Annotated in this window: 11 protein-coding genes; 10 read left to right on the top strand and 1 reads right to left on the bottom strand. The window is 63.9% G+C overall.

The features are described from left to right. The first annotated feature begins 60 nt into the window (after positions 1 to 60). The 10 genes from IM733_RS11205 (at position 61) to IM733_RS11160 (ending at position 8,958) form a co-directional block, all read left to right on the top strand. Positions 61 to 435 (top strand): chemotaxis response regulator CheY, encoded by a 375-nt coding sequence (locus IM733_RS11205; RefSeq protein ID WP_248920895.1) that lies wholly within the window; start codon positions 61 to 63, stop codon positions 433 to 435. Positions 436 to 453: 18 nt separating this feature from the next. Continuing rightward, positions 454 to 1,242: a protein phosphatase CheZ gene (locus IM733_RS11200; protein ID WP_011534887.1), complete on the top strand. Its 789-nt coding sequence runs from the start codon at positions 454 to 456 to the stop codon at positions 1,240 to 1,242. A 12-nt stretch (positions 1,243 to 1,254) separates the two neighbouring features. Continuing rightward, positions 1,255 to 3,471, top strand: a complete 2,217-nt coding sequence (locus IM733_RS11195) for a chemotaxis protein CheA (protein WP_248920894.1) — start codon at positions 1,255 to 1,257, stop codon at positions 3,469 to 3,471. Between the two features lie 45 nt (positions 3,472 to 3,516). Further along, positions 3,517 to 4,641 carry a protein-glutamate methylesterase/protein-glutamine glutaminase gene (locus IM733_RS11190; RefSeq protein ID WP_248920893.1) on the top strand — a complete coding sequence of 375 codons (1,125 nt, stop codon included), beginning with the start codon at positions 3,517 to 3,519 and terminating at the stop codon, positions 4,639 to 4,641. Further along, positions 4,641 to 5,381, top strand: a complete 741-nt coding sequence (locus tag IM733_RS11185; RefSeq protein WP_011534884.1) for a flagellar motor protein — start codon at positions 4,641 to 4,643, stop codon at positions 5,379 to 5,381. Before IM733_RS11190 ends, IM733_RS11185 begins: the two co-directional genes overlap by 1 nt. Positions 5,382 to 5,384: 3 nt before the next feature. Continuing rightward, positions 5,385 to 6,242, top strand: a complete 858-nt coding sequence (gene motD / locus IM733_RS11180; protein WP_248920892.1) for a flagellar motor protein MotD — start codon at positions 5,385 to 5,387, stop codon at positions 6,240 to 6,242. Positions 6,243 to 6,320: 78 nt separating this feature from the next. Continuing rightward, positions 6,321 to 7,109: a ParA family protein gene (locus IM733_RS11175; RefSeq protein WP_248920891.1), complete on the top strand. Its 789-nt coding sequence runs from the start codon at positions 6,321 to 6,323 to the stop codon at positions 7,107 to 7,109. After that, complete coding sequence (locus tag IM733_RS11170) at positions 7,109 to 8,014, top strand: CheW domain-containing protein (RefSeq protein ID WP_248920890.1); 906 nt, start codon at positions 7,109 to 7,111, stop codon at positions 8,012 to 8,014. The genes IM733_RS11175 and IM733_RS11170 overlap by 1 nt, the downstream gene beginning before the upstream one ends. A 67-nt stretch (positions 8,015 to 8,081) precedes the next feature. After that, the gene (locus IM733_RS11165) at positions 8,082 to 8,561 is read left to right on the top strand and encodes a chemotaxis protein CheW (RefSeq protein WP_003254393.1); all 480 of its coding nucleotides are present in this window, start codon (positions 8,082 to 8,084) and stop codon (positions 8,559 to 8,561) included. Position 8,562: 1 nt separating this feature from the next. Further along, the gene (locus tag IM733_RS11160) at positions 8,563 to 8,958 is read left to right on the top strand and encodes a DUF2802 domain-containing protein (protein ID WP_248920889.1); all 396 of its coding nucleotides are present in this window, start codon (positions 8,563 to 8,565) and stop codon (positions 8,956 to 8,958) included. A gap of 208 nt (positions 8,959 to 9,166) precedes the next feature. Here the strand turns inward: IM733_RS11160 and IM733_RS11155 are convergent, their stop codons facing one another. Beyond that, a complete protein-coding gene (locus tag IM733_RS11155) occupies positions 9,167 to 11,917 on the bottom strand; it encodes a dermonecrotic toxin domain-containing protein (RefSeq protein WP_248920888.1) in 2,751 nt (916 codons plus the stop codon). Between the last annotated feature and the right edge of the window lie 48 nt (positions 11,918 to 11,965).

Here is an 11,965-nt window from a genome sequence, read left to right as displayed (position 1 = left end):
GACTGCGCGCTCGGCGCCGAGCGCGTTTAAGACTGCTTGGAGGTCTAATTGAACAAAGACATGAAAATCCTCATCGTTGACGACTTTTCGACAATGCGGCGGATCATCAAGAACCTGTTGCGTGACCTGGGCTTCACCAACACCGAGGAAGCCGACGATGGCACCACGGCGCTCCCCATGCTGGAGAACGGCCACTTCGACTTCCTGGTGACCGACTGGAACATGCCGGGCATGTCCGGTATCGACCTGCTGCGCAAGGTGCGGGCACACGACCGCCTCAAGGGCATGCCGGTGCTGATGGTGACCGCCGAAGCCAAGCGCGACCAGATCATCGAAGCGGCCCAGGCCGGGGTCAACGGCTATGTGGTCAAGCCATTCACCGCCCAGGTGCTCAAAGAAAAGATCGAGAAGATCTTCGAACGCGTCAACGGCTGAGTCACGTCAGGGGGCGCCATGGAGTCACAGAACAACTCTCTGGGTGAGTTCGAATCAACCCTGAAGAAGCATGCCCAAGAACTGGTCGAGAGCCTCGAGCGCGGCCGGTTCGGCGAGGCGGTGCAGCTGATTCACCAGCTGAACCAGACCCGCGACCGTGGCCTGTATCAGGAAGTCGGCAAGCTCACCCGTGAACTGCACAGTGCGATCGTCAGCTTCCAGATCGACCCGGCCATGCCGCAGGCCGAGGAAGTCTCGCAGATCACCGATGCCACCGAGCGCCTCTCCTACGTGGTGCGCCTCACCGAGGGCGCGGCCAACCGCACCATGGACCTGGTGGAGGAGAGCACGCCCGTGCTCAACGACCTCGCGAGCGAGGCCCAGGACCTGTCCGCCGACTGGCAGCGCTTCATGCGTCGCGAGGTGGCGGCGCCGGAATTCCGTGAGCTGGTCAAGCGCGTCGACAGTTTCCTGACGCACAGCGCCGAAGGCAATCGCAAGGTCGCCGGCCATCTCAACGACATTCTGCTGGCCCAGGACTATCAGGACCTGACCGGGCAGGTGATCAAGCGGGTGACCACGCTGGTCACCGAAGTCGAAAGCAATCTGCTCAAGCTCGTGCTGATGGCAAGCCAAGTCGACCGCTTTGCCGGTATCGAACATGACCACCAGCAGCTGCGTGCTGAAAAAGATCAAGAAAAACATCCGACTCGGGGTGAAGGTCCGCAGATTCATGCCGATAAGCGTGAAGACGTCGTGTCCGGTCAGGACGATGTCGACGATCTGCTATCCAGCCTGGGTTTTTAAGGAGCACGTTTAATGAGCTTCGGCGCCGATGAAGAAATCCTTCAGGATTTCCTGGTAGAAGCCGGCGAAATCCTCGAGCTACTGTCCGAGCAACTGGTCGAGCTGGAAAGCCGGCCCGATGATGCGGACCTGCTCAATGCGATTTTCCGCGGTTTCCACACTGTAAAAGGGGGCGCCGGCTTCCTTCAGCTCAACGAGCTGGTGGAGTGCTGCCATATCGCCGAGAACGTGTTCGACATCCTGCGCAAAGGTGAGCGCCGGGTCGACGCGGAACTGATGGACGTGGTGCTCGAGGCCCTCGACACGGTCAACAGCATGTTCAGCCAGGTTCGCGAGCGTTCGGACATCACCCCGGCCACGCCGGAACTGCTGGCGGCACTGTCGCGTCTGGCCGAGCCCGGTGGCGCGCAAGCCCCTGAGCCGGTCGTTGAAGCTGCCCCGCAGGTCGAGGCCGAGCCGGACATCACCGACACCGAGTTCGAGCAACTGCTCGATTCGCTCGATGCGGTCAAGGCGCAAGCCGAGGTCCATGAGCAATTGCAAGGCGAAGTGGTCGGCGCGGGCGGTGACGAAATCACCGACGCCGAGTTCGAATCGCTGCTCGATCAGTTGCATGGCAAGGGCCAGTTCTCGGCGGATGCCGCGCCGAGCGCATCGGCGCCTGCCGCCGCGCCTGCCAGCGACGAAATCACCGACGACGAATTCGAGTCGCTGCTCGACCAGTTGCACGGCAAGGGCACCTTCGCCGTGGACGCCTTGCCGGCTGCCGCCGCGCCTGCGGCCAGCGCAGCATCGGCCGCGCCTGGTGGCGAGGACATTAGCGAGCACGAATTCGAAGCGCTGCTGGACCAGTTGCATGGCAAGGGTAAGTTCTCGGGCGACGCCGTCGCCAGCGAGGCGCCTGCCGCCGTAGCTACAGCCGCGCCTGCCGCCGCCAAGGTCGAGCCCAAGCCTGTGGTCAAACCTGCGCCGGCACCGGTTGCCGCCAAGCCAGCCGCCCCGGCTGCGCCAGCCCGTGCCGCCGCCGCACCGGCCGCCGAAAAGCATGGCGCCAGCGAAGCGGAAACCACGGTGCGGGTCGATACCGCGCGCCTGGACGAAATCATGAACATGGTCGGCGAGCTGGTGCTGGTGCGTAACCGCTTGGTGCGCCTGGGGCTCAACAGCGGCGACGAAGCCATGTCCAAGGCCGTGTCCAACCTCGACGTGGTCACCGCCGACTTGCAGACCGCGGTCATGAAGACCCGCATGCAGCCGATCAAGAAGGTCTTCGGGCGCTTCCCGCGCCTGGTTCGCGACCTGGCGCGCCAGTTGAAGAAAGAGATCAACCTGGAGCTGGTCGGCGAAGAGACCGACCTGGACAAGAACCTCGTCGAGGCACTGGCCGACCCGTTGGTGCACTTGGTGCGCAACGCCGTCGACCATGGTGTCGAGATGCCGGACGAGCGCGAAGCCTCGGGCAAGTCGCGCATGGGCCGGGTGGTGTTGTCCGCCGAACAGGAAGGCGACCATATCCTGCTGTCGATCTCCGACGACGGCAAGGGCATGGACCCGAGTATCCTGCGCGCCAAGGCCGTGGAAAAGGGCCTGATGGACAAGGACGCGGCCGACCGCCTGAGCGAGTCGGACTGCTACAACCTGATCTTCGCCCCGGGCTTCTCGACCAAGACCGAGATTTCCGATGTGTCCGGCCGTGGCGTGGGCATGGACGTGGTGAAAACCAAGATTTCGCAACTCAACGGCTCGATCAATATCTTCTCGGCCAAGGGCCAGGGCTCGAAGATCGTCATCAAGGTGCCGCTGACCCTGGCGATCATGCCGACCCTGATGGTGATGCTGGCCAACCAGGCGTTCGCCTTCCCGCTGGTCAACGTCAACGAGATCTTCCACCTCGACCTGTCGCGCACCAACGTGGTCGACGGCCAGGAAGTGGTGATCGTGCGCGACAAGGCGCTGCCGCTGTTCTACCTCAAGCGCTGGTTGGTCCAGGACCACGAGCACGAAGAGCAGCATGAAGGTCACGTGGTGATCCTGTCGGTCGGCACCCAGCGCATCGGCTTCGTGGTCGACCAGCTGGTCGGCCAGGAAGAAGTGGTGATCAAGCCGCTGGGCAAGATGCTGCAGGGCACGCCGGGCATGTCCGGCGCGACCATCACCGGCGACGGTCGTATCGCGCTGATCCTCGATGTCCCGAGCATGCTCAAGCGTTACGCCGCCCGGCGTATTTGATTTCGGTGGCGCGCCCTGGCGGGTGCGCCACCTAATGGAGTGTTTATGGCAGTCAAGGTCCTGGTGGTGGATGATTCCGGTTTCTTCCGCCGCCGTGTCTCGGAAATTCTCTCGGCGGACCCGACGATCCAGGTCGTGGGTACCGCGACCAACGGCAAGGAAGCGATCGACCAGGCGCTGGCCCTCAAGCCCGATGTCATCACCATGGACTATGAAATGCCCATGATGGACGGCATCACCGCGGTGCGGCACATCATGCAGCGCTGCCCGACGCCGGTGCTGATGTTCTCCTCGCTGACCCACGAAGGCGCCCGCGTCACCCTCGACGCCCTGGATGCCGGTGCGGTCGACTACCTGCCGAAGAACTTCGAGGATATTTCGCGCAACCCGGAGAAGGTCAAGCAGCTGCTGTGCGAGAAGGTCCACACCATTTCGCGCAGCAATCGTCGTTTCAGTGCCTACTCCAGCCCGGCGCCCGCCGCCGCGCCGGTGCCGGCCAGCAGCCATGCCCCAGCCAGCAGCTTCAGCAGCAGCGCCCCTGCGCGCGCCGCCGCCCCGGCCCGTGCCGCGGCACCGGCCGCCGCTCATTCGCCGGCGCCCAAGCGTAAGCCCTACAAGCTGGTCGCCATTGGCACCTCCACGGGTGGTCCGGTGGCACTGCAGCGCGTGCTCACACAACTGCCTGCCGGCTTCCCGGCGCCGATCGTGCTCATCCAGCACATGCCGGCGGCCTTCACCAAGGCCTTCGCCGAGCGCCTGGACAAGCTGTGCAAGATCAGCGTCAAGGAAGCCGAGGACGGCGACGTGCTGCGTCCGGGCCTGGCGCTGCTGGCCCCGGGCGGCAAGCAGATGATGGTCGACGGCCGCGGCACGGTGAAGATCCTGCCGGGCGACGAGCGCCTGAACTACAAGCCTTGCGTCGACATCACCTTCGGCTCCGCCGCCAAGTCGTATGGCGACAAGGTGCTGTCGGTGGTACTCACCGGCATGGGCGCCGATGGCCGCGAAGGCGCGCGCCTGCTCAAGCAGGGCGGCAGCACCGTGTGGGCCCAGGATGAGGCCAGCTGCGTGATCTATGGCATGCCCATGGCCATCGTCAAGGCCAACCTGGCCGATGCCGTTTACAGCCTGGACGAAATCGGCAAGCACCTGGTCGAGGCGTGCGTCTGATGGATGTCTTGAGCCTGATCGGCCTGATCCTCGCGTTCGTCGCCATCGTTGGCGGCAACTTCCTCGAGGGTGGCCATGCCGGTGCGTTGATCAACGGCCCGGCCGCCTTGATCGTGCTGGGCGGCACACTGGCGGCGGCTTTGCTGCAGTCGCCGCTGTCGTCGTTCAAGCGCGCGCTGCAGATCGTGCGCTGGATCTTCTTCCCGCCACGGGTCGACCTCGCTGGCGGCATCGACCGGGTGGTGAACTGGAGCCTGACGGCGCGCAAGGAGGGCCTGCTGGGCCTCGAAGGCGTCGCCGATGCCGAACCTGATCCGTATGCGCGCAAGGGCCTGCAGTTGCTGGTGGACGGCGCCGAGCCGGAAGCCATCCGCAGCATCCTCGAAGTCGACTTCCTGACCCAGGAAGCACGCGACATCCAGGCGGCCAAGGTGTTCGAGAGCATGGGCGGCTATGCGCCGACCATCGGTATCATCGGCGCGGTGATGGGCTTGATCCATGTGATGGGCAACCTGGCCGACCCGTCGCAGCTGGGCAACGGCATTGCCGTGGCCTTCGTCGCCACCATCTACGGTGTGGCCAGCGCCAACCTGATCCTGCTGCCGATCGCCAACAAGCTCAAGGCGGTCACCCTGCGCCAGTCGCGTTATCGCGAAATGCTGCTCGAGGGCTTGCTGTCGATCGCCGAAGGCGAGAACCCGCGCTCGATCGAGCTGAAACTGCAAGGCTTCATGGAGTAAGCCATGGCCCGCCGTCGTAAAGCCGAAGAACACGAGAATCACGAGCGCTGGCTGGTGTCGTACGCCGACTTCATCACCTTGCTGTTCGCCTTCTTCGTGGTCATGTACTCGATTTCGTCGATCAACGAGGGCAAGTACAAACAAATCTCCCAGGCGCTGATCGGGGTGTTCAACGACCCTGAGCGCAGCATGAAGCCCATCCCCATCGGCGATGAGCGGCCGCTGAGCGTCAAGCCAGCCGAGCCGTTGATCAAGGACAGCGAGCAGACCGACGCAGGCCTGGCGCAAACCAGCGTCGACCCGCTGAAGACCATCACCGACGATGTGCGCGACGCCTTCGGCGACCTGATCAAGTCCAACCAGATGACCGTGCGCGGCAACGAACTGTGGGTCGAGATCGAGCTCAACTCGGCACTGTTGTTCGGTAGCGGCGACGCCATGCCCAGTGATGTGGCCTTCGAGATCATCGAGAAGGTGGCGAAGATTCTCAAGCCGTTCGCCAACCCAGTGCACGTCGAGGGCTTCACCGACAACCTGCCGATCCGTACCGCGCAGTACCCGACCAACTGGGAGCTGTCGTCGGCGCGGGCGGCGAGTATCGTTCGCCTGCTGGCGATGGAAGGGGTCAACCCGGCGCGCATGGCCTCGGTGGGTTACGGCGAATACCAGCCGGTGGCTGGCAACGACACGGCCGACGGCCGCGCGCGCAATCGTCGCGTGGTGCTGGTGATCTCGCGCAACCTCGAAGTGCGCCGCAGCCTGACTGGCAGCGGCAGTGCCAATGCCACCCCCGATGCCGCCATGCACCGGGCTGGCACACAAAGTGCACCTGCCACGCCAGCACCGTCGACCGGGGGCTGAATCCGTCAAAACCCCGTCATTGAATTTCACACCGTTCCCGGCAAGGCTGTCGGCCATACCGGGAGGAAGCAACGCACGATGAGAGTCTGGGCAGTAGCCAATCAAAAGGGTGGCGTCGGCAAGACCACCACCACCATCGCCCTCGCTGGCCTGCTGGCCGAGGCGGGCAAGCGCGTGGTCGTCGTCGACCTCGACCCGCACGGTTCGATGACCAGCTACTTCGGGCACAACCCCGACGCGCTCGAGCACAGCTGCTACGACCTGTTCCTGCACAAGGGCACGGTGCCCGAGGGCCTGCCGGGCCAGCTGCTGCTGCCCACCAGCGACGAACGCATCTCGCTGCTGCCGTCGAGCACGGCGCTGGCCGTGCTGGAGCGCCAGTCGCCGGGCCAGAGTGGCCTGGGTCTGGTGATCGCCAAGAGTCTGGCGCAGCTGTGGCAGGATTTCGACTTCGCCCTGATCGACAGCCCGCCCTTGCTGGGCGTGCTGATGGTCAACGCCCTGGCCGCCAGCCAGCAACTGGTGATCCCAGTGCAAACCGAGTTTCTCGCGGTCAAGGGCCTGGAGCGCATGGTCGGCACATTGGCCATGGTCAACCGCTCGCGCAAGCAGGCCTTGCCGTACCAGATCGTCCCGACCCTGTTCGACCGCCGCACCCAGGCCTCGCTGGGCACGCTGAAAGTGCTGCGCGACACCTATGGCGAGCAGGTCTGGCAGGGCTACATCCCGGTCGACACCCGCCTGCGTGACGCCAGCCGCAACGGTGTCACGCCGTCGCAGTTCGACGGCAAGAGCCGTGGGGTGGTCGCCTATCGGGCGCTGCTCAAGCATCTGCTCACTTACCGTTCCGCGCTGCAGGTGGCTTGATGAACTCGGCACCGCGCATCACCAGCAAGCCGCAACTGGCGCTGCAATCCTACCTCGATGGCCTGTTGCAGGAGGCCACCGATACCCTCGACCTGCCAGCGTCGCCCGAGGCGGCGACGGTAGACGAAGGGGAGGAGGCGCCCAGCGACGAGTTCGAAGCCGCGGTCCGTGAGGAGCAGGCCCTGGACGCCAAGCGCCACGCCAGCCCGGCGCCGGTGGAGGTGCGGCCGTTCGCCGAGCCGCAGGCCAAGGTCCTGCCCACTGTCCTGCCCCCGATGCAGCCGGTACCCGAGCCGGTCTTCAGCGTGGTCGACACTCAAGTGGTGGCTGAGGCCAGCACCGAAGTGCAGCCCGCCGAACCCGTCGCGCCACTGGTCGATGTCCACCTGCCTGCGCCCGCGGCACCCGTGCCGCCGGCCACGGTCGACGGTCGCCCGGACTGGGCGGCCGAACCGTTCGAATGCCTGCTGTTCGATGTGGCCGGGCTCACCCTGGCGGTGCCACTGGTGTGCCTTGGCTCGATCTACAGCCTGGCCGGCCAGGAGCTGACGCCGTTGTTCGGCCAGCCGGACTGGTTTCTCGGCATCCTCAGCTGCCAGGCCGGCAACCTGAAGGTGCTGGACACCGCGCGTTGGGTCATGCCCGACCGTTACCGCGATGATTTTCGCCAGGGCCTGCAATACGTGATTTCCGTCCAGGGCTATGAATGGGGGCTGGCCGTGCACCAGGTCAGCCGCTCCCTGCGCCTGGACCCGAACGAGATCAAGTGGCGCAGCCAGCGCGGCCAACGGCCGTGGCTGGCCGGCACGGTGATCGAGCACATGTGCGCGTTGCTGGATGTCGCCGCGCTGGCCGAGCTGATCGCCAGCGGTGCCGTCAAACAGATGAACACCAAACACAACTGAATCAACGCCGCTACTGCCGCGGCAATACAGAGCACACCGCCGATGGCGGGTTTAGAGGGCTAGGGGAATGAAAAAGTCGTCTGCACAAGGTTCCGAAGATCCGATCCTGCAGTGGGTAACCTTCCGTCTGGACAACGAGTCCTACGGCATCAATGTCATGCAGGTGCAGGAAGTCCTGCGCTACACCGAGATCGCCCCGGTTCCGGGCGCCCCCAGCTACGTGCTGGGCATCATCAACCTGCGCGGCAACGTGGTGACGGTGATCGACACCCGCCAGCGTTTCGGCCTGATGCCCACCGAAGTCACCGACAACACCCGCATCGTCATCATCGAGGCGGACAAGCAGGTGGTTGGCATTCTCGTCGACAGCGTCGCTGAAGTGGTCTACCTGCGTCAGTCGGAGATCGAGACCGCGCCGAACGTGGGCAACGAAGAGTCGGCCAAGTTCATCCAGGGCGTGTGCAACAAGAACGGCGAACTGCTGATCCTGGTCGAACTGGACAAGATGATGACCGAGGAAGAGTGGTCCGAGCTGGAGAACATCTGAGTTGATCTTCGAGGTTGCTGTCATCTTCCTGGCGTTGCTCTGGGCGCTGAGCCTGTGGTTCTTCCTCAACTACAGCAAGCGCCAGCGCGAGCTGGCCGCCCAGCAGGCCCAGGGCGACGCCCTGCGCGACCAGCGCATCAAGGACCTGGCCAAGCGCCTGGACGACTACCAGAACGGCACCGTGCGCATGGGCGAGGCGATCCACGAACTTCGCGCGGTGGTGGCGCCAATGCCCGAGAAGCTCCAGCAATTGGAGCAGCGCGACCCCAACAGCGTCACCTTCACTCAGGCGGCCAAGCTGGTGGTGATGGGGGCGAGCGTCGAGGAGCTGACCCAGACTTGTGGGTTGACCCAGGCCGAGGCGCAGTTGATGAGCAAGCTGCACCGCGGCGAGTGATGAATCGGGCGACGCAAGTCGCCCGGTTTTTGTCAGCCCTGGCGCCAAGGCTGGGTGCGGTCTTCGCGACGACTCGCAGTGTCAGCTCGTGGCTCTTGGTACTTATCTAGCCAGAGGGCTAGGTAGACAAGTGGCCTTATGGGGTTACAACCTTGCGCGGCCTATTCGCCCTGCATGGCCGTTCAACGACCGCGCACGATGCGGCGCCTTACTTGCTCCATGAATGATTGCCGCCGACCTTGGCGAAACGGTTGAGGGGTAGCAGTGTGCGTATGGCGTCCTTGCAGCGTTGCAGGTCGATGAACTGGTAGGCGTTGATCCGCGGCATGGCATACAGATTGACGACCTGCCTCAAGGTACGCAGTGCCGGCAGGTGGCGGTCGACCACATCGCTGAGCAAGGCCGGGCCGGTCAGGCGGCTGAGGCGGTTGGCATAGCGATAGAAGTTGGCCGGGTCATCGGCCAGGCTGGGCTTGCTGTCGTAGAAGTCCGGGTTGGTCTGGAAGCGGGCATGCATTTCTTCGGAAATCGCCTCCAGGGTGGGATTGCCGGGGTGGCTGCCGATCAGGCTGGTGTTGTAAAGACAGTTCATGCCCATCTTTTCGTTGGACATCGGTGGCGCCAGCAGCAAGCCGTCGGGGGTAGCGCGCAGTTCGACCTGGTCGATGGCTTCGCCGGGGCTATCGGCCGCTTGCCCATCAATGACTTGCGGGTGTAGCTCGGTGGCCAGCAGGGTATCGTCGACATCCATGTACAACCCCCCTTCGTGATGCAGCATGGGGTAGCGCAGCACGTCGGATGCCGAGGCATAGTTACTGGCGATGCCACCATTGCCATCCAGCGCGGCATCGTATTGGGCGTAGTACTTGCTCAGGCGAAACGCCCTGAAGAAGGCTTGCTCCTCCAATGGCAAGACCTGCAGACCGGGGGCCTTTGCAGCCAGCAGCCGGCTGTTCTCGGCATACGCGTCAGGGGTGGCGCTCGAAAGGAACAGGCGCAGGGTGTAGTCGCTATCCTTGAGTCGCGCAGCATTGTTGCCCAGGTTGCTCAGCAGCTCGGGGCTGATCACCTTGTCGCCGACCCAGAGGCAACTGATTGTCTTGGGGATGGGGTAGCTGTCAGCGGCTTGGGTCGGCAGTTCCACTGGCAACGGAAGATCGACCCCTAGCGCGCGCAGGCTGCGGGTGCGCATGGCGTTGGTGACCGGGCGGCTGGCGGGAGCTGGCACCAGGTCCTTGCTTCCGGCCTGGGCTATGTAACCGTCCGGATCGATCTCGTTGAGGTCATCCTCTTGAATGAAGACATCGCGCTCCATGTCGTATACGACACGGTTGTTGTAGCCATGGAGGCTGACATCGAGGTTGTCGGGGTCACCGTTGTAGAGCGGCGTCCGTACAACGGAGTCGGCGATGGACTGATCGCCGTCCGGCAGCGGCGGGATCGAGTCGTGTGCGTGGAAATAGCGGGCACCCTCAGGCTCTGGAAAGCGGGGTGGGGTGCTCGGGCTCAATGGGTAGCCGATCTGATCGTTCAGCCGCGTTGGCAGGACGAAGCCGTCGCTTTTGAATGCGAACAGTGCTTTGGCGGCTTTGGTGCCGGCGATTGCCAGTGGCACGGCATTGAACAGGCCCCAGCTGATATTGCCGACACCGGCCTGCTTGTCTTGCAGCGTCTTGCCATTGATCGCTTGGTCGAGCCCCAGCCCCAACTGCGCGATACCGCCCACAGCCAGCAACGGTGCAAGGCCCGGAACCACGAGGCACAGCGGTGCCAGCAAGTTGAGTGTGGTGGTCAGGTAGCCAAGCCAGCGGGCTTTGTAGACTTGGCTGTCACGGGTGATGAGGAAGTCGGCATCGTCATAACTGCGTTGGCGCTGACGCTCGGCCAATGCCTGGAAAAGGTCGCCATCAAGCCTGGGGCTGTATTTACCGGGCCGATAGTTGACGTAGGTGCGCGGCGGCCAGGTGCCGTCATCGTTGAAATAGCCATGCTCAGGCGGCAACGGGTGGCGGTTGGGGTAATCGGCCAGACCATCGAGGGCGGTTTCCAGGCCACTGAAGTCGAGGCCTTGCGGGCGGTCGGCCAAGCGGAAATGCTGTTTCAGGGCTTGGCGTTTTACCGGGTCTTTGCACTGCTGGCCAACCCAGTCCTTCATCAGCGCTTCACTGCTGAACGCCAGCAATGGCGAACTGTTGCCGGGCAGGTAGAGTACCGTCAAGCCGCTGGCAGGGTCGCTCAGGTACAGCAGGTCGGTGGCGGCGTAACCGTAGATGTTCAGCGTGCTCTTGACTAGCGCTCTGTCGCTGGGCAGCAACCCGGCGGCTTGCCAGATGAGCTTCCTGGCCGCCTCGCTGAGGCTGCCTTCTGCGACTTGCTTGTTACAGGCTGCGATGAAGTTGAGCTTGCAGGCAAGTCTGTGGGTTTGCAGGTGCTCGCGCCAGTAACCGTCCAGCTGTGCCTTGAAAGGTGTGTGGAAGTCCAGGTTTTCTATGAACTGCTGGAAGGCTTCAGCGGCTATCGGCAGGTGGGTCGAGGCGTCATAGCGTTGCGGCGTGGTGCGGCGGAACAAGCCATTGAACACCGCGAAGGCGGCGCCGTAATGGTTGACGCCGGGATCGGGCAGGGTTTCCACCAGGCGTAGCGGACGATCGGGCAGGGTGCCGGCCCATGGGGTACGAAACAAGGCGCCGAACAGGTTGTTGCTGGACTCACCTTGCCAGTTGCTCAGTACCGCCTGGGGCAAACTCATGCGCTGGGTAACGGCGGCCAGATATCGGCCTGGACCGTCGGGGCGGTAGTGCAGGGTGACAACGTCGATCTGCTCCGGGGCCAGGTCGTGGCCCTGTTGTCCCAACCAATGCTGGATCGCACGGCTGGCTTCGAGGTCCGGGCGCGGTACGTGGCTCAGGTGGTCGATGACGTACTGGACGCCAGCGGCGTTGATGCGGCTTGTGGGCATGTTGTTCACCTTGTTCATTTACGGGGATGACAAGGTTGAATGGCTGAG

It is taken from the genome of Pseudomonas entomophila, from assembly GCF_023277925.1.
In the GTDB taxonomy this organism is placed as follows: domain Bacteria; phylum Pseudomonadota; class Gammaproteobacteria; order Pseudomonadales; family Pseudomonadaceae; genus Aquipseudomonas; species Aquipseudomonas entomophila_D.
The sequence above is the reverse complement of the archived record's forward strand: the minus strand, read 5'-3'. Positions and strand labels throughout refer to the sequence as shown.

Excerpts from the sequence above, each read along its gene's own strand:
- IM733_RS11175 (WP_248920891.1), top strand. The coding sequence starts at position 6,321 with ATGAGAGTCTGGGCAGTAGCCAATCAAAAGGGTGGCGTCGGCAAGACC.
- motD (WP_248920892.1), top strand. The coding sequence starts at position 5,385 with ATGGCCCGCCGTCGTAAAGCCGAAGAACACGAGAATCACGAGCGCTGG.
- IM733_RS11185 (WP_011534884.1), top strand. The coding sequence starts at position 4,641 with ATGGATGTCTTGAGCCTGATCGGCCTGATCCTCGCGTTCGTCGCCATC.
- IM733_RS11195 (WP_248920894.1), top strand. The coding sequence starts at position 1,255 with ATGAGCTTCGGCGCCGATGAAGAAATCCTTCAGGATTTCCTGGTAGAA.
- IM733_RS11170 (WP_248920890.1), top strand. The coding sequence starts at position 7,109 with ATGAACTCGGCACCGCGCATCACCAGCAAGCCGCAACTGGCGCTGCAA.
- IM733_RS11200 (WP_011534887.1), top strand. The coding sequence starts at position 454 with ATGGAGTCACAGAACAACTCTCTGGGTGAGTTCGAATCAACCCTGAAG.
- IM733_RS11155 (WP_248920888.1), bottom strand. The coding sequence starts at position 11,917 with ATGCCCACAAGCCGCATCAACGCCGCTGGCGTCCAGTACGTCATCGAC.
- IM733_RS11205 (WP_248920895.1), top strand. The coding sequence starts at position 61 with ATGAAAATCCTCATCGTTGACGACTTTTCGACAATGCGGCGGATCATC.
- IM733_RS11190 (WP_248920893.1), top strand. The coding sequence starts at position 3,517 with ATGGCAGTCAAGGTCCTGGTGGTGGATGATTCCGGTTTCTTCCGCCGC.
- IM733_RS11165 (WP_003254393.1), top strand. The coding sequence starts at position 8,082 with ATGAAAAAGTCGTCTGCACAAGGTTCCGAAGATCCGATCCTGCAGTGG.